Consider the following 20,983-nt stretch of genomic DNA (forward strand, 5'->3'; position numbering starts at 1 on the left):
ATGCTGTTAAATTTACTGAAATCAAAGATTCATTGCGCGGTTGTAACAGAAGCAAATTTACAATATATGGGGAGTATTACGATTGACAGCGATCTTATGAAAGCAGCACATATTTTGCCAAATGAAAGAGTGCAGGTTGTCAATAACAATAATGGTACAAGGCTGGAAACGTATGTTATACCAGGCAAAGCAGGTTCAGGTGTTATCTGTCTCAATGGTGCGGCGGCTCGCCTGGTTCAACCAAATGATATTGTAATTATCATGGCTTATGTTTTTATGCATCAAGAAGAAGCAGAGGTATACCAACCACTAGTTGTGATGGTAGATGCAAAGAATAAAATAAAAGAAATTCGTTATATTGAATACGAAAACCAATACAATTAAAAAACAGGTCCAACTCAACTGAGCTGGACCTGTTTTTTAGGATAATTCAAACATGCCGGTATAGAGCTGATAATATTTGCCCTTTTTTTCGATAAGTTCATCGTGACTGCCACGTTCAATGATTGTACCTTGTTCTAAAACCATAATCATATCCGCATTTTTAACAGTCGACAAACGATGGGCGATGATAAAGACGGTTTTCCCCTGCATGAGACTTTTCATACCCTCATCAATCAATGCTTCGGTTCTTGTATCAATTGAGGAGGTTGCTTCATCAAAAATCAATACAGGTGTATTGGCTACTGCCGCGCGGGCAATTGCAATCAGTTGCCGTTGACCTTGCGAAAGATTGATGCCATCGGCAGTTAAATCAGTTTCATAACCTTGCGGCAGATGCCTTATAAAGGTGTCTGCATTGGCGAGCTTTGCCGCATGGATAACAGCTTTATCACTTGCCGAGAGGCAGCCGTAACGAATGTTGTCCATAACCGTTCCTGTAAAAAGGTGGGTATCTTGCAAAACCATCGATAACGATTGCCTAAGAGAAGTCTTACTGATTTTTTTGATGGGAATTCCATCATATAAAATCGTACCCTCTGCTATATCATAAAAGCGGTTGATTAGATTGGTAATTGTTGTTTTACCAGCTCCAGTTGAACCGACAAAAGCAATTTTTTGTCCACGTACAGCTTGCAAACTGATTCCTTTTAAAACGGGTTGATTGGTTTTATAGCCAAAAAAAACGTTTTTGAATTCGATGTGACCGGTGAGGGGGTGATAGGTCAAAGTTCCATCTTTATGAGGGATTTTCCAGCTAAAAAGACTTAAGTCACAAGTCGTATCTCCATTGATTGTATTTCTTTTGTCATCACTCGTTGTCAAGGTAATGGAGCCTTGATCTTCTTCTGGTGGTTCATCAATTAGACGGAAAATTCTTTCGGCACCAGCCAAAGCACTTAGCATCGTATTGAATTGTTGTGAAATACGTGTGATTGGCATAGAAAAATTACGGGTGAGCTGTAAGAATGCTATAACCGTACCAACCGACAAAATTCCATAAATCGCTAAGATACTGCCAAGAATGGTCGTAAGTGCATAGTGGATATTCGCAATATTAGACATGATGGGCATGAGTATATTAGAAAAGATATTTGCATTTGTACTTACGCGACATAGGTCTTCATTTAATTTGCTAAAATCAGTCAAAGCATGTTCTTCATGACAAAAAACCTTTACAACTTTTTGACCATCGATAATTTCTTCAATGAAACCGTTGAGCTGTCCCAAAGCATTCTGCTGCTGTTTAAAATATAAGCGGCTTTTGCCACCTATCTTCTTCATACAATAAAAAATGAGAAAAAGCTGGAGTATAACGAGCACGGTGAGTTGCCAGCTAAAGACAAGCATTGTGGAAAATACGCCAAGCAGAAGCAATGATGCTGCTACAAAATTTGCAACACTATTGGAAAGCATTTCGCGCAGGGTATCGGTATCATTGGTGTATAGACTCATCAATTCACCATGTGTATGCTGGTCGAAATAATGTATCGACAATGCCTCCATTTTATGGAATAAGTCCTGGCGTATCTTATATAATGTTTTTGTTGATAATAACAGCATCAGCCGCATATAGGTGTAAGATGCGGCTGCACCGAGGCAATAAATGATTCCCATATAGAACAATATTTTAATGAAACCTTGTTGTAGATCTTCATTATAATTTTGCGCAAGTGGCAAAATGAAATCATCAATGATATATTGAAGTAAAGCGGCTCCAATGACTTGGGCGGCGCTGCTGCAAACAATGGCAGCAAATATAAAGCAAAAGAGAAATGTATCTTCCCTCATATAAAAAAAGATACGGCGAATGGTTGGCCAGATGTTTTTCGGCTTTTCACCAATGGGATGCTGGAAATTCATTGCTTTTGGCTTTGGCATATCAAGACACCCCTTTCTGCTGAGATTTATACACTTCTTGGTAAATTTTATTCGTTTGCAGAAGTTCTTGGTGTGAACCAAAGGCATCAATTTTACCATCGTCCATAACAATAATTCGATCTGCATCGCTTAAAGATGATATTCTTTGTGCGATGATGATCATTGTTGCATTTTGCACTTGTTCTTTTAACGCTTTACGGAGCTTGTTTTCGGTTGCTGTATCAATGGCACTCGTTGAGTCATCAAAAATAATGATTCTTGGTCTTTTCAAAAGTGCTCTGGCAATACAAAGTCTTTGTTTTTGACCACCGGAGACATTTACACCATTTTGACCTAAATTGGTATCATAGCCTTCAGGCCATTGCATAATAAAGTCATGCGCTTGGGCTGCTTTGCAGGCAGCAATCATTTCGGCTTCGGTAGCATCTTTTTTACCCCAACAAAGATTTTCGCGAATAGTACCTGAAAACACAAGGTTTTTTTGCAGAACCATCGCCACGGTATCACGCAGTGCTGGCAGACGATATTTTTTTACATCTTTACCATCAACGAAGACTTGTCCAGTGCTGGTTTCATAAAGACGGGGAATTAGCTGGACCAAGGTGCTTTTGCCTGAGCCTGTGCCGCCAATGATACCAATCGTTTCACCGGCTTTTATGTTCAGGTTGATATGGGATAATACTAGATTTTGCGAAAGTTCATCATAGGCAAAGGAGACATCACGAAATTCAATTGAACCATTTAGTGGTGCAGCATAGCCGGCTTTATTGTCATGAAGAGCGGGATGTTCGTCAATGATTTCGGATATGCGCCCCAGGGATGCTCGTGACAGTACAGAAATAATCATAAGCATCGAAATCATCATAAGTGAAATTAAAATTTGCATAATATAACTGATAAAACTAGAAAGTTCGCCGATTTCCATAGTAGAATTGATAACGAGACTGCCGCCGAACCATAAAACGGCAATGATGCAGCAATACATGCAAATTTCCATGAGCGGCATATTTAAAATAACTAGTTTTTCCGCAAAAAATTGAGCGCTTCGTACGGCTTCAGCGGATTTGGCAAATTTTTGCTTTTCATAGTTTTCTCTTACAAAAGATTTTACAACGCGAATATTTATCAAATTTTCCTGAACAATACTATTCATGCTATCATAATTTTTGAGCATAGTTAAAAAGCGTGGATGAGCTTTAACCAAAATGAAATATAAAGCAATTGATAAAAAGGGAATTGCTGCAAAAAAAATCAGTGATAAGTGGGGATTCACATAGATGGCCATACACGTTGCACCGATAAGCATAATTGGGGCACGAAAGGCTAGACGCAGCAATAACATAAACGCATTCTGCGTATTGGTTACATCCGTTGTCAGCCTGGTAACTAAAGATCCTGTAGTGAATTTGTCGACATTGATAAATGAAAATTCTTGTACTTTGGCAAAAAGCAGAGTTCGTAGATTTTTGCCGAAGCCGATGCCAGCCTGTGCGGCAAATTTACCGGCTAAGGCACCAAAAAATAAAGAGCAGCAGGCCATAATAATCATGAGTAATCCCATTTTTACAGTATAGTCAATACCGCCGTTTCCCTGGATACCATGATCGACAATGGAAGCCATAATCCAGGGAATCCATACTTCAAGCAAGACTTCGATTCCAATCATCAGTGGCGTTAAAATGGCATATTTTTTATAAGTCCCTAAACAGGGTAGTAGTTTTCGTATCATAACTTATACACATGTCCTTCTATTTTGTTATTATATTGTGGCGGTCTTTGCAGATATCTTCTACGACTAGTTTGATGATGACCATGCAGGGAACGGCAAGAAACATTCCAATGGCGCCATGGAGCTCCCCACCGAAAATAATACTCAAAATAATCGCTACTGGATGAAGATTTAGTGATTTGCCTATTAAATAGGGATAGATGATATTGTGATTTACTTGTGTAAGGATGATGTAGAAAATCAAAGTCTGTGCACCGTAGACTGGTGATTGTGTAGTTGTAAGGATCGTTCCAAAGGCTGAAGCGAGCGTTGGACCAACGACAGGGACAAATTCACTGATGCCAGATACAGCAGCAAATACGGAGGCATAGGGAAGATCCCGGATCGTGAAATACAAAAACACGATGATACCCGTGATAAAACAAATGGTGATTTGACTGCGGATATAGGTGCGCAGTGCTTCTAATATATCATTGAATAAAGATAAGATTCTTGAATTATCTTTTCTGGGAAAGAGACCGACCATGTAATTTTTGATTTCTTCACCATCTTTTAATAAATAAAACGTAACAAACAAGATAATGACGAGGTCAATAAATTTACTAAAAATACTGAAGATAATACTTAACGAAGACGTCAAAGCTGATATGCTGAAAGCCGTCATTTCTTTTAGTAAAGATTCAATCTCCTGTGTGATAAAATCGGATATATGAAAGATCGGTAAATCCTGCAATGTACTCGAAATACGTGGTATATCGGCTATAAAAGCGGCAAAAGTCGGGACAAATGTTTTTGATACCATTCCTAAAAATGTAATCACGGCAGCAATAAAAGTAAGTAAAATAATTCCCGATGCCAGACTTCGCGGCATTTTTTTTGTCAAACGCTCAACACTGGAACGCAGCAAAAGCGTTAAGAGTAGTGAAATAAAACTGATAAAAGCTAAAGATTGAAAAAACCAAAGCATGGAGAACAATAAAGAAAAACTGATTCCGACAAAGATGGATGTTCGATATTTAAGCCACATAGGGACCTCCTGTATATTTTATCGTGCTTTTATTATAACGTGTTTTTCTTTAAATTTCATATAATATAGAGCATTTTTAAAAAATAAAAATATTTTGGTATTTTTGTATACAAAATACCAAAAAGTACTTGATTGCACATTGTATACATGATACAATGCATTTGTAAGGTAATTAAAACATAACTAAAATTAATAGAAACAAGATTCAAAACCTTATGATAATTTTGAATCTTATAGCGAGAGAGAAAGGCTGGAGATTAAAAATGAGAAAAGAACATGATTTTTTAGGTGAAATGGAAGTACCGGATGATGTATATTATGGGGTGCAAACATTACGCGCTATGGAAAATTTTAATATTACGGGAGAACGATTGGACCGTGACTTCATTATTGCAATGGCCTTTGTAAAAAAAGCAGCAGCAATTGCAAACATGTCCACTGGTCGATTGGAAGCAAAAATAGGGAATGCTTTAGTCGCAGCAGCGGATGAAGTCATTGCCGGGAAATTACATGATCAGTTTCCTGTGGACCCGATTCAAGGCGGAGCAGGAACATCTGTTAATATGAACACAAATGAAGTTTTGGTAAACAGGGCTTTAGAAATTATTGGTGAAGCCAAAGGAAATTATGATATTATTTCTCCGAATAATCATGCAAATATGGCACAGTCAACAAATGATGCTTTTCCAACAGGCATCAAAGTATGTATTATACATAAAAGCATTTCACTGATCAAAGCATTGAATCGTTTGGTTGCTGAACTTGAAAAGAAGGCTGTTGAATATAAAGATGTATTAAAAATGGGTCGTACTCATCTGCAAGATGCTGTGCCAATTACATTGGGTCAGGAAATGGCATCGTATGCATCCGCTATTCGCCGTGGTATCAAACGTATTGAATATGCAGTAGACGGTGTCCATACTATCAATATGGGGGCTACAGCTGTTGGGACAGGTCTAAATGCAGAACCTGCATACATAAAGGCTGTAGAAAAAGCTTTATCAGATATTACTGGTGAAAAATTTATTACAGCGACTAATTTAATTGATGCAACGAATAATACAGATGGATTTGCCGATGTTTCAGGGTCACTCAAAGTAACAGCTTTAGTATTAGTTAAAATGGCAAATGATTTTAGACTTATGGCATCCGGTCCGCGCTGCGGCTTGAATGAAATCAAATTACCAGCCCGTCAACCAGGTTCTTCGATTATGCCAGGAAAAGTAAATCCTGTAATTGCTGAAGTACTGGACCAGACCTGCTACCAGGTTATTGCCAATGATATGGCAGTCAGCCTTGGCGTTGAAAATGGTCAGTTTGAATTAAATGTTATGGAACCAGTCATTGCTTTTAATTTATTTAATTCGATGCGTTATTTAACAAATGCAGTGAATACATTTGTTGATAAATTATTGATTGATTTGCAGCCAAACAGACAGCAGTGTGAAACTTGGCTCGATAAGAGTGTGGGAATTGTAACTGCATTACTGCCGCATATTGGTTATGAAAATTCATCCATGCTGGCAAAAGAAGCTTATAGTACTGGTAAGCCAATTCGCCAAATTATATTAGAAAAAGGTTTGCTCACAAAAGCGGCAATGGATCATATTTTGTCACCAGCTGAAATGACACAGCCTGGTATTGCTGGCAGTGATCTTTTAAAATAAAAAATTCATAGTCGATTTAAGATATAAAGAAATGGAGATTCCTGTAAATTACAGGAATCTCCATTTCTTCTATTTTAGCGGTTTATAATACAGTAATAATGGCTTGTGAACCATATAGAGTAGAAAAATATGAATCGGGAGCATCAGCAGGGACTTGATGGCACGACTTACTATAATCGCGTCAGCTGCTTTATTGTATAGCATGCTAAGCCAAATTGTATTAAGTCCCAGATCAATGAATAATAAAATCAAGCTGCTGGCGATAAAAAGTGTTTTTATGGTAATTTCTTTCTTATAGAAAAAATAACCATAAATGACACCAGCCAGGAAAGCACTCAATGTAAATCCTGGGAAAAAAAGACCAGGAGAAAAAATCATACCACCTAATATATCAGCTATGGCAGCCATTAAACCTGTTTTCCAGGGACCAAATAACATAGCAAACACAGCAATTGGCAAAAAACCAAAGCTGATGCGCAGAAATGGTGTCTGGATGGCAAAAACATGCGTGAGAATTACCGTTAAGGCGATAAATACACCGCTAAAGACTACGGTTTTTGTTTTAGAAGAAAACAAAAAAACACCTCCTTATGTAATTTTAATAGCGACGTTGCTACATAAGAGAGATGTTCTCTATAATGTAACAGCGGGATGCAGTGGCTGTACCGCAAGCTTTTAGCTTTTCGTTCAGATGTCAACTCCCCGTTCATCTGACACTTGACGCACAACGACTTACTCTGCTAGTGATATAATTAAGAATTATAGATAAAAGAAAAAAATCCTGCTTTTTAAATGAAGCAGGATAATAAAAAATATAATTATAAATAAATTTAAAACGGTTGCTTCTAGCAGGAGATTGGTTAAAAAAATAGAATTAGTATATTAACAAAATAATCAAAAAACTTTAAAGGTTGATACGAGCCTGGTAAAATGGGGTGTTTTTTATGAAAGCAAGAGATATTATGGCAGATAATTTGATAACAGTAGGTCCAAAGACGACAATTCAGGAGATTGCTAAGATACTTGTTGAAAATAGGATCTCTGGTGTGCCGGTCGTGGGGACTGATGGAAAGCTGTTAGGAATTGTCAGCGAAGGTGATCTTCTGCACAAAGAAGTTGTGCCAAGAATTCCTGATGCACTCAATATTTTAGGGGCAATTGTGTATTATAATGGTTTAAAACAATATAATGAAGATTTTAGAAAAATGATTGCTTTTTCGGCAGAGGAAATCATGACGGAAAAAGTCATTGTTGTCGATGAAGATGTTGATATTAGTGAAGTGGGAAAATTGATGATTGAACATCATATTAAGCGCATACCGGTAATCAAAGCGGGCAATCTGGTCGGTATGATTAGCCGTACGGATATGATTCGAACTCTGATTGAATGAAATCATTGACTTTCAAATTTTTCATTGAAAGGGGGAATGGCTAAAATCGTTAGGGTAAACCAGAAAAACAAGTATGATAAAAATCTCTTAGTTATAGGAGATGATCGGAAAAGTTATATAAAAAAAGGGTTGACCGGATTTTCCGGCCAACCCTTTTTTTAGGATTTTGCTAATAAAATGGCGGCACGAGCCATGACTTCCATACCATAAAGGATACATTCCTCATCAATATCGAATTTTGGATGGTGGTGCGGATAGGTGCTTTTAGCGGAGCCGGTACCGATAAAGAAAAATGCACCAGGTACTTGCTGTAGATAATAGGAAAAATCTTCACCTGACATAACGGGTGCAATTTCTTTCGCTTTTATGTTACTTTCGCAAAGATCAACAGCATCTTTTATCGCTTTTGTATAAGCAGGGTGGTTGATGACGGCAGGCCTTTCCATGACGGTATCAATGGTGTAAGTGGCTCCGTTGCCAGCACATATTCCCTGTGTAATCGTTTCGATGCGGTTGAAAATTAACTTTTGGATTTTTTCGGAAAACGAACGAACTGTACCTTCAATGACTGCTGTTTCGGGAATAATGTTGAATGCCTGTCCAGCATGAATGGAACCTACCGAGACAACACCCAAATCAAGTGGGTCAATGTTGCGGCTGACAATGGTGTTCAGACCTAAGATGATTTGGGCTGCCGTCAATATAGGATCAATGGTTTGCTCGGGCATCGAACCATGCCCGCCTTTACCTGTGATTTTTATCTGGAATTTATCCGGTGCAGCCATTAGATTTCCGTAAGAAATACCAATCGTGCCTAATGGAACTGGCTGCCAAATATGTGCCCCGATAATGGCATCAATACCATCTAATGCACCAGCTGCGATTAACTCTTTAGCACCACTGGGAAATTCTTCTTCGCTGGGCTGAAAGAGAAAGCGAAACGTTCCAGCCAAATCTGCTTTTACGTCGTTTAAAATGCGGATTGTACCAAAAAGAATAGCCATATGTCCATCATGTCCGCAGGCGTGACAGGCTCCCTTGTTTTCTGACTGATAATCTTGACCACAGGCATCTTGTAGTGGCAGTGCGTCAATATCAGTGCGGATTGCGATGGTTTTACCCGGATTGCCTCCTTTGATTTCAGCGATAACTCCTGTTTTAGCTGCTTTATAAAAAGAAACCCCAAGCAATTGTAATTCCTGACATATTTTTTCTTGTGTTTTATATTCTTGACCACTGAGTTCTGGATGAACGTGAAAATAGCGGCGTAAATTTACAGCCCAATCATAATGCTGTTTTGCACAGCTATAGATATCTGTCATAGTAAAGACCTTCTTTTCATATTAAAAATATATGCATTATTATAATATAGATTGATTGTTATGGCAAATACGCAATTATAAATTTTTTGTGTAGGCAGAGCCGCCTTGGCACTGTGGAATTTTGATTTTCGCTATTGACTGGGATATGATACAATAATCAAAGAAGAATGTTATATCTTGGAGGTGCTTTATTTGCAAAACAAATTAGAAAAATATGCTCGCCTGGTTATTCATACAGGTGTCAATTTAAAAAAAGATCAACTGCTGGTGATCAATTCACCTATCGAATGTGCGCCGTTTACAAGACTCTTAGCGACGACTGCTTATAACGCTGGGGCAAAAGAGGTTATTGTAAGCTGGAATGACGAAAAACTCGAAAAAATTCGCTTTACTATGGCGCCGGAAGAAGTCTTTGATGCTTTTCCTGAGTGGCGAAAGCAGTTATATATTGGTTATGCCAAACAAGAGGCAGCGTTTATTTCCATTGCTGCGTCGGACCCGGAAATCTTTAAGGCTGTGAATGTAGATCGTATGGCCAGAGCTCAAAAATCCAGCAGCACAGCGCTGAAAGAATATCGAGAACGGATGATGAGCAACCAGAATGCTTGGTGTGTTGTTTCGATTCCAACAGCTGCTTGGGCTGGAAAGGTTTTTCCCGAAATGCAAACCGCAGAGGCTGTGGATAAACTTTGGCAGACTATTTTTCAAACGGTACGGATCGATGCTGAAAGTGATCCTGTGAAAAATTGGGAGAAACATTTAGGCAATCTTGAAAAAGCAAAAGATTTCATGAATCAGTATGCTTTTAAATATTTGCATTATAAGAATGCTGCCGGTACAGATCTAAAAATTGAACTTCCCGATGGACATCTTTGGATCAGCGGCGCTGAGTTGACACCAGATAAAAGACCGTTTGTAGCGAACATGCCAACGGAAGAAGTTTATAGTATGCCAAAAGCAGATGGTGTGAATGGAACGGTTGTGAGTTCAAAACCGCTCAATTATCATGGGAATTTGATTGATAAATTTACGTTGACCTTTGAGGCAGGAAAAGTCATCGCTTATTCGGCGGAGCAGGGGCAGGAAATTCTGGCAAAACTTCTGGAAACAGATGAAGGATCGGCGCGTCTCGGTGAAGTAGCACTCGTGCCGTACGATTCACCGATTTCAAATTCCAAAATTTTGTTTTATAATACATTATTTGATGAAAATGCATCGTGTCATTTAGCTTTCGGTAAAGCCTATCCGGTTTGTATTAAAAATGGGGAAAATATGAGTGCGAAAGAGCTGCACAAAGCAGGCGTGAATGACTCTTTGGTTCATGAAGATTTTATGGTTGGAACCGAAGATTTAGAAATTACTGGTATTATGAAAGATGGCACAGCAGTCGCTGTATTTAAAAATGGAAATTTCGTTTCTTTTTAAACTAAACAAAATTTAATCTAAGAAAATGCGGCAGAGACACTTGATTTTGATCAGGGGTGTTTTTGCTGCGTTTTTTAAGTTATTGAACTGTTTATTGCTAAATGGATTTGTTCTATATATAATATAGGTAACTGATCATATTGCAATTAAAAAGAAAGATAATTCTTTGTTTTGATTTAAATAATAAAGAACAGGATAGAAGGTGCTGCATATTTTAAAGGATATTTTTAATAAAGCGGTTGTGAAGGCGGTTTGGCCAATTTGGCTGGGGTATTTGCCTTTAGGTTTCGCTGGCGGCGTTTTATCACAAAAAGTTGGCTTGACTCCCTTCGAGGTGGGGGTTATGTCATTGTTGGTTTTTGCTGGCAGTGGCCAATTCATTGCATTGGCAATGATGGGAGGGGCAGCATCGAGTACATCAATCATCATGACTACCTTTATTGTGAATTTGCGGCATATGCTGTATAGTTCAAGTTTGGCAGTTTACCTGATGAAAAAAAATAATACATATTTAAGTCTGTTTGCTCAAGGAATTACAGATGAAACCTTTGCAGTGAATATGAGCAACTTTTCGGGTCACGAGACAACGTGGAATGCAGATAAAGCGTTAGGTGTTAATATATTAGCCCACGGCTGCTGGATTTTTAGTAATGTATTAGGCAATGTTGCTGGAAATATTCTGGTAATCGATATGGCGGTGGTGAGTTATACTTTGACGGCAATGTTCATTGGGTTATGGTCTTTTCATTTTGTTAATAAAAAACTCATTATCATTGGTGTTTTATCGGGGTGTATCGCCTTGGCTTTGTCAGGGATTTTAACGCATAAATTGCATATTGTAACAGCGACACTGATTGCGGCTACAATAGGCTGTGTTGTAGAGGGGCGATGTGAAAACAATGAGTAGTGAAGAAATCTTTGTTTGTACAGTAGGCATGTGTATCGTGTCTTATATACCAAGGGTATTACCGCCGTTCATTTTAGCGAAAGTGAAATTAGCTCATTGGATAGAGCGCTGGCTCAATTATGTGCCGACTTCGGTTTTTGGTGCATTGGTTTTTTCAGAAATATTTTTGGATGGCAGTCAATTAAATTTTAATTTAACAAATATCAGCTTTTTGGCATCTATTGCTGTTTTTATTGTAGCAGTTAAAACGAAGTCGCTAAGTAAAAGCATTCTGGTAGGGATGGCTGCTTTTTGGATGTTAGAAAATATTATATAAGGTCTGGTCGATATCTTTGTCTGGTTATTTTTTCGGACAAAGTTCTTTTTTTGATGATGCCGAGCTAAATGGGCAACAGGTTCGTTTCGATTTTTCTTAGAAGTTCATTTGATTTTGATTATTTTCATGAAGTTGTGTTACTATAAAGTTATAACGATAAATAGAGTGAGGTTTCTTATGAGTAAAATTTGTGTGTTAGCAGAAAAACCTTCGGTAGGCCGTGATTTAGCCCGTGTACTTGGTTGTACGAAATCGGGTAATGGTTTTATCGAAGGCAGTAAATATATTGTGACATGGGCGTTGGGGCATCTGGTTACACTTGCTGATCCAGAAGCTTATGGCGAAAATTATAAAACATGGAAGATCGATGAGCTGCCAATTATGCCAAAAGAATTAGATTTGGTAGTGATTCGGCAAACCTCGAAGCAATATCATGCAGTAAAGGAACAGCTGCGCCGTAAAGATGTAACGGAAATCGTTATTGCGACAGATGCTGGTCGTGAAGGCGAACTTGTAGCACGCTGGATTTTAGAAAAAGCTCAAATTCATAAGCCAGTGAAAAGATTGTGGATTTCATCTGTAACGGATAAAGCTATTAAAGAAGGATTTACGAAGCTTCGTGCTGGTAAGGATTATGAAAATCTATATCATTCGGCGGTAGCGAGAGCTGAGTCAGATTGGTATGTAGGTATTAATGCAACAAGGGCTTTGACTTGTAAATACAATGCCCAGCTTTCCTGTGGAAGAGTACAGACGCCGACCTTGTCAATCATTGCAATGCGCGAAAATGAAATTCATAATTTTATTGCGAAAACATATTATGGACTTAGTGCACAGTCTGGTACACTGAAATTGACATGGCAGGATGCAAAAAATTCAGGAGTGCATTCTTTTGATAAAAATAGAATGGATGATCTACTTAAATCGTTGGCAGGGGCACCAGCGGAGGTTGTACAGATCGAAAAAACAGCTAAAAAATCTTTTGCCCCACAGCTGTATGATTTGACAGAATTACAACGTGATGCCAATAAAATCTTCTCTTTTTCCGCCAAAGAAACGGTTTCAATTATGCAAAAATTGTACGAGTCGCATAAGGTATTAACCTATCCACGGACGGATTCTCGCTATATTTCTGCCGATATCGTACCGACACTAAAAGATCGACTTAAAGCATGTGGTGTTGGACCTTATACGAAAATTGCTTTTCAGGCAGGCAAGCAAATTAAACCCAGTAAACACTTTGTGGATGATACAAAGGTATCTGATCATCATGCGATTATCCCGACGGAGCAATTTGTGAATTTGACGGCTTTAAGCGATAAGGAAAGAAAAATTTATGATCTTGTCGTAAAACGTTTTATTGCCGTTCTGTATCCACCATTTGAATATGAACAAACCACAATGACTGTGAAAATAAAACAAGAGAATTTTATGGCGCGTGGCAAGATTGTATCTAGTTTAGGATGGAAAGAAGTTTATCGGGGCATTTATGATGAGGACAAGAGCAGCGAGACGATTGTCGAGCAAGCATTGCCGAATTTACATAAAGGTGATGTGCTAAAAAACATAAAAGTGATGTTGACGCAGGGGCAGACCAAACCACCAGCACCCTTTACGGAAGGTACGTTGTTGGCTGCAATGGAAAATCCGGTACAATATATGTCAGGTGACAGCAAATCATTAAAACAAACCATTGGTGAGACAGGTGGACTGGGAACAGTAGCAACACGGGCGGATATTATTGAAAAACTATTTGGCAGCTTTGTGATTGAAAAACGTGGTCAGGATATCTTTGTGACAGCGAAAGGACGTCAGCTTTTAGAACTGGTGCCAAATGACCTTAAAGAACCAGCACTTACGGCCAAATGGGAACAACAGTTAATTTCAATAGCCAAAGGATCACTGGCTCAGACAGCCTTTATTGGACATATTAAAGAATATGCAAAATTGCTTGTTCAGCAAATTAAAAATTCACAAGCCAAATTCCATCATGATAATATGACTCGGACAAAATGCCCGGAATGTGGGAAATTTATGCTTGAAGTTAATGGAAAAAAGGGTAAAATGTTCGTTTGCCAAGACCGCGAATGCGGGTATAGAAAATCGATTTCTTTGGTTACGAATGCCCGCTGTCCAACTTGTCATAAAAAGCTTGAAATGCGTGGCGAGGGTGAAGGCAAGATTTTTGTCTGTTCCTGTGGCTATCGGGAAAAATTAGCTTCATTCCAAAAAAGAAAAAGCAAGGAAAATGTCAATCGTGTGTCGAAAAGTGAAGTGGCACGATATTTAAATGAACAGAAAAAGCAAACAGATGAACCGATCAATACAGCTCTTGCCGAAGCGCTGGCCAAGTTGAATTTAAAGTGAGCAGGAGGATATAGTAATGCTGAAAAAAATCATAATACTTGTATGCTTATTGCTGACGTTGTCTGGGACGGTTCTTGCGATGAGAAATGATGCGAGTTTTAGTTATAAGGGAATAAAATTGGGCGACGATTATCAATCGATGACTGAGAAAATTGGCAATCCTCGTTTTGATCTAAGTAAATTGATTGCTGGTACCATGGTGACATATTATATGTACAAAGATGATACGAAAATTGGTTTTGATACGATCCATAATCAAGTTGTTGATATACAAATTGGCGATAAAAACTATGTTGATGTAAATGGTATTAAAATTGGGGCAACACCATATAAAATGCAGAAAGTCTATGGGAAATCCACCAGAACGATGCTGGGCGGTAAACTGTTTTATATTTATGTGAATGAAAAAGATAAACAGGAAAAACTACTTTTACAGCTTGATCCGGACGAGGGTTATTTGACCGGATTTCGCATCACGAATTTAATCGTTGATGAAAAGAGTGATATAAAAACTTCGGATGCCGACTTGGATCAGTCTGTGAATCCAAATGATGTAAATACAATCTACATGGGGTCAAAGGATATTGATACCAGCCGTGTCAAAACGAACCAATAGTAAAGATTCAGGAGGTAAATAATGCAGGGAAAAGTTTTGCGCTATGGCCTGATTTTATTTGGCTGCTTAATCAGCAGCGCTGCGATTAACTTATTTTTAGTACCAAATAATTTGCTCAGTGGTGGTATTAGTGGAATTGCAATCAGTTGTTATTACTTGTTCGGTCTACCAATCGGTACACAAATGCTCATCTATAATTTACCGTTATTATTTGCAGCGTATAAAACGATGGGGAAGGCTTATACGATTGATGTAATTTTTGGCACAGTTTTGTTTTCACTTTGCATTGATGGCCTGCAATTTTTAGAAGCTTACAATGTAGTCGATGATCCTATGTTAGCTGCGATTTATGGTGGTGTATTCACGGGAATCGGCTATGGAATTATTTTTCGGGTGAATGGTAATTCTGGTGGCTTTGATATTGTAGCTGCCATTGCAAAAAAATATTATTCCTTGAACATGGGCGGTGTTATTTTTGCTTTTAATTGTGTGATTATGGTATTGGCAGCCATGCTTTTTGGTATAAAACCTGCCATGTTTACATTAATATCCATGTTTGTTTGTTCTTTGGTTACGGATAAAGTTGTAGCTGGGTTTAATAATAAAAAAACGATTATTCTCATTTCAGACAAAACGGTCGATATTGCCGATGAGATCATTAAAGAAGTTGGTCGTGGGGTTACTTTTCTAAAAGGAGAAGGTGCTTTTACCCATCAGGAAAAAAAAGTTATTTTTGTTGTGGTGAATTTGACACAAATTGCTAAAATAAAGATTATTGCGAATATCATTGATCCAATGGCTTTTATGATTGTGCTCAGTGCCAATGAAGTCATGGGGCGTGGCTTTACTTTGCCGCGGGATAAAATTGATAAAATGATCAAAGATCGTAAAGAAAAAGAACATTTAGCAGCTTTTATTAAAAAATAAAGGCATGAAAAAAAGATGCTGTGAGTGAAATCACGGCATCTTTTTCTACTAGTAAAGGAAAAAATTTATTCCCTCAAAAAATCGTCAAGAATTTCTTGGATGCGTGGACCGCAGCCGCGACCTTTACAGGCGCCGCTTCCAGTTCCAACAGCCTTGTTTACGGCTTCAACGGTATGACAGCCACTGACGATAGCTTTTTTGACAGCCATACGATTAATGCTTTTACAAGTACAGGTTTTTGTTAATTTATCGATGACAGCCGCTTGCAGATCTTCATTCATATAGAATCCCTCGTTTCTTGTATTTATTTTTTGTTGATTTGATAATATAATAGAATGATAAAAAAAATCAAGTATAATTTTGCAGGTGAAAAGATGAATTTATTAAAAAAATTGATTATGACAGCGAAAGGCGATAGGAAAGCCGAGCTTGTTTTAAAGAATGCCGAAGTGTTCCACGTGTTTACTGGTGAGTTTATAAAAGGAGATATCGCGATTGTTGAAGGGCGAATTGCGGGAATTGGAAACTATGAGGGAGAACAAGAAATTGACTTAAGAGGGAAATATGTTACGCCAGGTTTTATAGATGGACATATCCACTTGGAAAGTTCAATGCTTAGCCCGCTCGAATTTGCTCGTGCTGTTGTGCCAGCTGGTACGACAACGGTGATTGCTGATCCGCATGAAATTGCGAATGTCGTAGGAATGTCAGGAATTCGTTATTTGCTTGATGCGACAGAAGATTTACCGTTGAATGTTTATATGATGCTGCCATCTTGTGTACCGGCAACCCACTTAGAAAATTCAGGGGCAAAACTTTTGGCAGCGGATTTGGCAGAATTGATTGACCATCCACGAATTCTGGGGCTGGGTGAAATGATGAATTATCCGGGGGTTCTTGCAGCGGATCCGATGGTATTGGATAAAATTCGTTTGGCAAAGCATAAAAAAATTGATGGACATGCTCCGGGCTTGTCTGGTAATGATTTAATGGCTTATGCAGCAGCCGGGGTACAGTCCGATCATGAATGTGTAACACCACATCAGGCAATGGAAAAATTGCGTGCTGGTATGTATATTATGATTCGTGAGGGTTCGGCCGCTAAAAATTTACGGCCGCTTCTGCCTATGATTAATGCATATACATCTCAATTTTGCTGCTTTGCCGCCGATGATCGCCACCCAGCCGATCTGATTGCAGAAGGACACATCAATCATATGGTAAAAGTTGCTGTAGAGGAAGGTATTCCGGTTGCGACGGCATTGCAGATGGCGACAATCAACTCAGCCCGATATTTTCATTTGGAAGATACTGGAGCAATTGCACCCAAATATAAGGCAGATCTTCTCGTCTTTGACGATTTGGAAGAATGGAAACCATGTATGGTATTTAAAGACGGTGTTATGGTCGCGAAAAATAAAGCAGCTTTATTTGATACTACGGCAAAAATCCCAGCGGATATTGAACGCACCATGCATTTGGCACCAATCGATCCGGCTAAATTGAAAATTGCCGCATATGGTGATACGGCAAGAGTGATTGGACTGGTACCACATCAAATTATTACTAAAAATCTCATAATGAAAGTACCCGTGCAGGGTGGCTGCGTGATGGCTGATGCAAGTCAGAATCTATTAAAACTAGCTGTATTTGAACGACATCATGCGACTGGTAATATTGGGGTTGGACTGGTACAAGGTTTTGGACTCAAAAAAGGTGCAATTGCTTCGACGATTGCACATGATTCGCATAATCTTATTGCAATTGGTGATTGTGATGAGGACATTATAGCAGCGGCAAAAGAATTAGAACGTATTCAAGGCGGTCTGGCTATTGTGGCTGGAGGAAAAGTTCTAGGATCGCTGGCACTACCAATTGCCGGATTGATGTCAGATCAGAGTGTTACTTTTGTTGAAGAACGCTTGTCCTTTTTGAAAAAAATTGCTCATGAATTGGGGATTTATGATTATTACGATCCTTTTTTGACGTTAGCATTTTTGGCATTGCCGGTTATTCCAGAATTGAAGCTTACGGATTTAGGCCTTGTTGACGTCAATGCCTTTGCTTTGGTTCCAGTCATGGTAGAAGAAATTTCATCGGAAAGGGGCCATGTTAATGTCTGATAAAATAATCGATATTGCATTTGCCTTCATTTTTGGTTGGCATTTGTTAACACGTCAGTGGCCTTTTGGCGATACCTTGCAAAGTGTCATGGATGTGATTTTTGGCATAAGTATGCTGCTCATTTTGGTGAAATATTTTATTTTATGGAAACGTGGTCGTACACTTGCTGCCACACAGGGACTGCAAGAAAATAAACGCAGCGGTAATCGTAATTTAACTGTAAGCAGTAAGAAAAAACGTCGTTGCAATCGGTAAAATCGATATTATAAGAAAAAAACTTGGATTTTTAAAATGTTCATTGAATGGATTCGATTTATCGTCTGATCCGTGATAAAATAAAACAATATGTTAAACGGATATGAATTTTATGATAAGGAGAACAGATATGCCAAAACAAGCAAAAATAACCTATATGTTACATAGTGGCTTTATCGTTGAATTAGATCAAACTGTATTGGTATTTGATTATTTTAAAGATCCACACCATGATATAATTCCGGCAATGCAAACGGGAAAACAAATCTATGTTTTCAGTTCACATGTTCATTATGATCACTTTAATCCAGTGATTAGTTCGTTCCAAGAACACGTAGTGCAATACTTTTTAAGCTTTGATATTAAGCAAAATCCGGAAGTGGAAAAAATCAATGCGAAAAAAGTGAAGTATTTAGATATCTATGATGAATATGCATCAGATAACATTAAAGTGACATCCTTTAGTTCAACGGATGCGGGGATTTCGTTTTTAGTCGAAGTAGAAGGCTGGAATATTTTTCATGCTGGCGACTTTAATTGGTGGCACTGGAAAGGTGATACGGAAGAAAATAATTCATTGGCGAAAAATGGTTTTATGAAGCAGATGAAAAAATTGGATGGCTTAGAAGCTGACGTAGCATTTTTCCCAGTGGATTTGCGGCTGGAGGAATTTTGTGATTTGGGAGTCAGGGAGTTTTGCCGCAGGACGACAGTCAAACAATTGGTTACGATGCATAATGCGCAAAATGCTCCATGGGTTCCAGCAAAAGACTTGTTTGAGCCAGAAAAGGATATTCCGCTTTGGATTCCAGTCAAACCAGGTGAAACTATACAAATAATAAAATAGGAGAGTTGATCAATGTCTAAAAAAACTTTAATGATTACAATCGTTACCATGTTTATGCTTCTTACAACGGGTTGTTTTGGTAGTGCAGCGGGACAGGCTGATACAAAAGCTGATGCAGCACCGTTAGCGACAAACGCCAAAAATAGAGTAGCTGTTTTTGATACAAATAAAGGTCAGTTTACAGTGGAACTTTTTGAAGATAAAGCTCCGCAGACAACAAAAAACTTTATAACATTGGTGGATAAAGGTTTTTATAACAATCTTATCTTTCATCGCGTTATTGCTGGTTTCATGATTCAAGGTGGTGACCCGGAAGGAACTGGTATGGGCGGTCCAGGGTATACGATTAAGGATGAATTCCATCCTGACTTAAAACATGATGCGCCAGGTATTTTATCGATGGCAAATGCTGGTCCTAATACTGGTGGTTCGCAATTTTTTATTACATTAGACAAAACACCATGGCTTGATGGTAAACATGCTGTTTTTGGTAAAGTTATTAAAAATATGGATGTTGTAAAAGCAATTGGTAAAGTTCAAACAGGTCCGAATGATAAACCGGTAGAAGATGTTGTTATCAATACAATAACGATTCAAGAACAAAAATAATGGATGCCTTCACTTATATTCTAGAATGTGCCGATGGAACATTCTATACGGGCTGGACAAGTGATTTAGAAAAACGTTTAGCAAATCATAACAGTAAAAAAGGAGCAAAATATACTCGTTGCCGTATACCGGTAAAACTGGTGTATTTTGAGAGCTTTATTACAAAACAAGAAGCACAAAAACGAGAGTATGCTATTAAACAATTAAAAAGAGATCAAAAATTACAGCTCATTAACAGCTTTGTACCAAAGCCGCTTTAAATTGAATGATTCTTAAATAGGGGCGGATCAGCCGCCTCTTTTATAAATCAGTGATAGGGCAACGAGTATGTTTTATGGTAGTTCTAAATGGGCTGCTGATGAATAGGAAAGCAGGGGAATATATGAGTAAAGGATTTTTTTCAGGAATAATCGCAGAAGTAAAGAATTTGTTTGCAGAATCGAAGCAGGTTAAAATTACGAAAATAGAAGCAGAACCAAGCGAATTGGTGGAGGTTATTAGCGTTGATGAAGAATTGGCGGCGGTTTTCACAGCAGCTATTATGGCTTATGGCTATAATGATTTTAAAATTAAAGCTGTAAAACCAGTTGTCAATAAAAGGTGGAAGGAACTGGCACAAACGGAAAGTGGTAAGCAGCCATTCAAAAGATAAATAAAGTATTGACAGCAAAGCTGAAAGAGTGTAGTATATTAAAAGTCGCCAATAACAACGGCGAAAACAGAAAAACGAAATCACGGATTCACTTGTCTTTAAGGCAATGACATAAACTGGTTTCAAAAAAAGATATTGACAGCCGCTTGCGGATGTGATAATCTATATAAGCTGACTTAAGCAAGTGCCAGCAACGTGTTCTTTGAAAACTAAACAATGTAGAAAACAAAAAGATATATGTTCACCAACATGTATCAAGCCAGATGTGCGGTTTTCGAACGCTTGCGTTTGAAAACAACAACTAACAATTTCTTTTAACAAAAAAGATAATTTAGATTTTTAAAGAGCCTATCAAGGTTCTCTAATATAATTTATTGGAGAGTTTGATCCTGGCTCAGGACGAACGCTGGCGGCGTGCTTAACACATGCAAGTCGAACGGAGTATTTTATTTCGGTAAAATACTTAGTGGCGAACGGGTG

The 20,983-nt window shown here is 38.3% G+C and carries 21 protein-coding genes, 1 rRNA gene and 1 riboswitch; of the genes, 16 read left to right on the forward strand and 6 right to left on the reverse strand.

Annotated features, from left to right (window positions below):
* Positions 1–384, forward strand: a complete 384-nt coding sequence (gene panD, locus BMY14_RS05920; RefSeq protein ID WP_091830077.1) for an aspartate 1-decarboxylase — start codon at positions 1–3, stop codon at positions 382–384.
* A gap of 36 nt (positions 385–420) precedes the next feature.
* On the opposite strand, the gene BMY14_RS05925 is transcribed toward panD, so the two are convergent.
* From BMY14_RS05925 to BMY14_RS05935, 3 genes are all read right to left on the reverse strand, one after another.
* Positions 421–2,322: an ABC transporter ATP-binding protein gene (locus tag BMY14_RS05925; RefSeq protein ID WP_091830079.1), complete on the reverse strand. Its 1,902-nt coding sequence runs from the start codon at positions 2,320–2,322 to the stop codon at positions 421–423.
* 1 nt (position 2,323) lies between these two features.
* Positions 2,324–3,988, reverse strand: a complete 1,665-nt coding sequence (locus BMY14_RS05930) for an ABC transporter ATP-binding protein (RefSeq protein WP_245741286.1) — start codon at positions 3,986–3,988, stop codon at positions 2,324–2,326.
* 82 nt (positions 3,989–4,070) lie between these two features.
* Positions 4,071–5,078, reverse strand: a complete 1,008-nt coding sequence (locus BMY14_RS05935; protein ID WP_091830083.1) for an AI-2E family transporter — start codon at positions 5,076–5,078, stop codon at positions 4,071–4,073.
* A gap of 263 nt (positions 5,079–5,341) precedes the next feature.
* Between BMY14_RS05935 and BMY14_RS05940 the strand changes: the two genes are divergently transcribed.
* Positions 5,342–6,745 (forward strand): aspartate ammonia-lyase, encoded by a 1,404-nt coding sequence (locus BMY14_RS05940; protein WP_091830085.1) that lies wholly within the window; start codon positions 5,342–5,344, stop codon positions 6,743–6,745.
* A gap of 69 nt (positions 6,746–6,814) precedes the next feature.
* On the opposite strand, the gene BMY14_RS05945 is transcribed toward BMY14_RS05940, so the two are convergent.
* A complete protein-coding gene (locus BMY14_RS05945; RefSeq protein WP_091830087.1) occupies positions 6,815–7,321 on the reverse strand; it encodes a folate family ECF transporter S component in 507 nt (168 codons plus the stop codon).
* Between the two features lie 66 nt (positions 7,322–7,387).
* Positions 7,388–7,487: riboswitch (THF riboswitch) on the reverse strand.
* Between the two features lie 202 nt (positions 7,488–7,689).
* On the opposite strand from BMY14_RS05945, the gene BMY14_RS05950 reads away from it, so the two are divergent.
* Entirely contained in the window at positions 7,690–8,136 is a 447-nt protein-coding gene (locus tag BMY14_RS05950) for a CBS domain-containing protein (RefSeq protein WP_091830089.1), read from the forward strand.
* Positions 8,137–8,294: 158 nt separating this feature from the next.
* Here the strand turns inward: BMY14_RS05950 and BMY14_RS05955 are convergent, their stop codons facing one another.
* Entirely contained in the window at positions 8,295–9,458 is a 1,164-nt protein-coding gene (locus BMY14_RS05955) for a M20 metallopeptidase family protein (RefSeq protein WP_091830090.1), read from the reverse strand.
* A gap of 192 nt (positions 9,459–9,650) precedes the next feature.
* Here BMY14_RS05955 and BMY14_RS05960 point away from each other — a divergent pair, with 192 nt between their 5' ends.
* From BMY14_RS05960 to BMY14_RS05985, 6 genes are all read left to right on the forward strand, one after another.
* Positions 9,651–10,883 carry an aminopeptidase gene (locus BMY14_RS05960; RefSeq protein ID WP_091830092.1) on the forward strand — a complete coding sequence of 411 codons (1,233 nt, stop codon included), beginning with the start codon at positions 9,651–9,653 and terminating at the stop codon, positions 10,881–10,883.
* A gap of 202 nt (positions 10,884–11,085) precedes the next feature.
* Positions 11,086–11,790, forward strand: coding sequence for an AzlC family ABC transporter permease (locus BMY14_RS05965; RefSeq protein ID WP_091830094.1), 705 nt, complete (start codon positions 11,086–11,088; stop codon positions 11,788–11,790).
* Positions 11,783–12,106, forward strand: coding sequence for an AzlD domain-containing protein (locus tag BMY14_RS05970; RefSeq protein ID WP_091830096.1), 324 nt, complete (start codon positions 11,783–11,785; stop codon positions 12,104–12,106). Before BMY14_RS05965 ends, BMY14_RS05970 begins: the two co-directional genes overlap by 8 nt.
* 177 nt (positions 12,107–12,283) lie before the next feature.
* Positions 12,284–14,473, forward strand: a complete 2,190-nt coding sequence (locus BMY14_RS05975) for a DNA topoisomerase III (RefSeq protein ID WP_091830098.1) — start codon at positions 12,284–12,286, stop codon at positions 14,471–14,473.
* Between the two features lie 16 nt (positions 14,474–14,489).
* Entirely contained in the window at positions 14,490–15,089 is a 600-nt protein-coding gene (locus tag BMY14_RS05980; RefSeq protein WP_091830100.1) for a hypothetical protein, read from the forward strand.
* A 21-nt stretch (positions 15,090–15,110) separates the two neighbouring features.
* Positions 15,111–16,016, forward strand: coding sequence for a YitT family protein (locus BMY14_RS05985; protein WP_091830102.1), 906 nt, complete (start codon positions 15,111–15,113; stop codon positions 16,014–16,016).
* A 65-nt stretch (positions 16,017–16,081) separates the two neighbouring features.
* Here BMY14_RS05985 and BMY14_RS05990 read toward each other — a convergent pair whose 3' ends face one another.
* Positions 16,082–16,297 (reverse strand): (2Fe-2S)-binding protein, encoded by a 216-nt coding sequence (locus tag BMY14_RS05990; RefSeq protein WP_091830104.1) that lies wholly within the window; start codon positions 16,295–16,297, stop codon positions 16,082–16,084.
* A gap of 93 nt (positions 16,298–16,390) precedes the next feature.
* Between BMY14_RS05990 and ade the strand changes: the two genes are divergently transcribed.
* The 7 genes from ade to BMY14_RS06025 form a co-directional block, all read left to right on the forward strand.
* Entirely contained in the window at positions 16,391–18,139 is a 1,749-nt protein-coding gene (gene ade / locus BMY14_RS05995) for an adenine deaminase (protein ID WP_091830106.1), read from the forward strand.
* Positions 18,132–18,395 carry a hypothetical protein gene (locus BMY14_RS06000; RefSeq protein WP_091830108.1) on the forward strand — a complete coding sequence of 88 codons (264 nt, stop codon included), beginning with the start codon at positions 18,132–18,134 and terminating at the stop codon, positions 18,393–18,395. The genes ade and BMY14_RS06000 overlap by 8 nt, the downstream gene beginning before the upstream one ends.
* 130 nt (positions 18,396–18,525) lie before the next feature.
* Complete coding sequence (locus tag BMY14_RS06005) at positions 18,526–19,242, forward strand: MBL fold metallo-hydrolase (RefSeq protein ID WP_091830110.1); 717 nt, start codon at positions 18,526–18,528, stop codon at positions 19,240–19,242.
* 12 nt (positions 19,243–19,254) lie between these two features.
* Positions 19,255–19,851, forward strand: coding sequence for a peptidylprolyl isomerase (locus tag BMY14_RS06010; protein ID WP_019555136.1), 597 nt, complete (start codon positions 19,255–19,257; stop codon positions 19,849–19,851).
* Positions 19,851–20,111: a GIY-YIG nuclease family protein gene (locus BMY14_RS06015; RefSeq protein WP_019555135.1), complete on the forward strand. Its 261-nt coding sequence runs from the start codon at positions 19,851–19,853 to the stop codon at positions 20,109–20,111. The genes BMY14_RS06010 and BMY14_RS06015 overlap by 1 nt, the downstream gene beginning before the upstream one ends.
* Before the next feature lie 122 nt (positions 20,112–20,233).
* Entirely contained in the window at positions 20,234–20,503 is a 270-nt protein-coding gene (locus BMY14_RS06020; RefSeq protein ID WP_143063142.1) for an OadG family protein, read from the forward strand.
* 371 nt (positions 20,504–20,874) lie between these two features.
* A 16S ribosomal RNA gene (locus BMY14_RS06025) occupies positions 20,875–20,983 on the forward strand; the annotation flags it as partial.

The sequence above is a fragment of the Propionispira arboris genome, assembly GCF_900109225.1.
GTDB lineage: Bacteria > Bacillota > Negativicutes > Selenomonadales > Selenomonadaceae > Propionispira > Propionispira arboris.

Bases quoted from the DNA above. Each gene is read 5' to 3' on its own strand.
- BMY14_RS06005 (WP_091830110.1), top strand. From the start codon at position 18,526: ATGCCAAAACAAGCAAAAATAACCTATATGTTACATAGTGGCTTTATC.
- BMY14_RS05935 (WP_091830083.1), bottom strand. From the start codon at position 5,078: ATGTGGCTTAAATATCGAACATCCATCTTTGTCGGAATCAGTTTTTCT.
- BMY14_RS06015 (WP_019555135.1), top strand. From the start codon at position 19,851: ATGGATGCCTTCACTTATATTCTAGAATGTGCCGATGGAACATTCTAT.
- panD (WP_091830077.1), top strand. From the start codon at position 1: ATGCTGTTAAATTTACTGAAATCAAAGATTCATTGCGCGGTTGTAACA.
- BMY14_RS05955 (WP_091830090.1), bottom strand. From the start codon at position 9,458: ATGACAGATATCTATAGCTGTGCAAAACAGCATTATGATTGGGCTGTA.
- BMY14_RS05980 (WP_091830100.1), top strand. From the start codon at position 14,490: ATGCTGAAAAAAATCATAATACTTGTATGCTTATTGCTGACGTTGTCT.
- BMY14_RS06020 (WP_143063142.1), top strand. From the start codon at position 20,234: ATGAGTAAAGGATTTTTTTCAGGAATAATCGCAGAAGTAAAGAATTTG.
- BMY14_RS05940 (WP_091830085.1), top strand. From the start codon at position 5,342: ATGAGAAAAGAACATGATTTTTTAGGTGAAATGGAAGTACCGGATGAT.
- BMY14_RS06000 (WP_091830108.1), top strand. From the start codon at position 18,132: ATGTCTGATAAAATAATCGATATTGCATTTGCCTTCATTTTTGGTTGG.
- BMY14_RS05985 (WP_091830102.1), top strand. From the start codon at position 15,111: ATGCAGGGAAAAGTTTTGCGCTATGGCCTGATTTTATTTGGCTGCTTA.
- BMY14_RS05925 (WP_091830079.1), bottom strand. From the start codon at position 2,322: ATGCCAAAGCCAAAAGCAATGAATTTCCAGCATCCCATTGGTGAAAAG.
- BMY14_RS05975 (WP_091830098.1), top strand. From the start codon at position 12,284: ATGAGTAAAATTTGTGTGTTAGCAGAAAAACCTTCGGTAGGCCGTGAT.
- ade (WP_091830106.1), top strand. From the start codon at position 16,391: ATGAATTTATTAAAAAAATTGATTATGACAGCGAAAGGCGATAGGAAA.
- BMY14_RS06010 (WP_019555136.1), top strand. From the start codon at position 19,255: ATGTCTAAAAAAACTTTAATGATTACAATCGTTACCATGTTTATGCTT.
- BMY14_RS05970 (WP_091830096.1), top strand. From the start codon at position 11,783: ATGAGTAGTGAAGAAATCTTTGTTTGTACAGTAGGCATGTGTATCGTG.
- BMY14_RS05990 (WP_091830104.1), bottom strand. From the start codon at position 16,297: ATGAATGAAGATCTGCAAGCGGCTGTCATCGATAAATTAACAAAAACC.
- BMY14_RS05950 (WP_091830089.1), top strand. From the start codon at position 7,690: ATGAAAGCAAGAGATATTATGGCAGATAATTTGATAACAGTAGGTCCA.
- BMY14_RS05930 (WP_245741286.1), bottom strand. From the start codon at position 3,988: ATGATTGGAATCGAAGTCTTGCTTGAAGTATGGATTCCCTGGATTATG.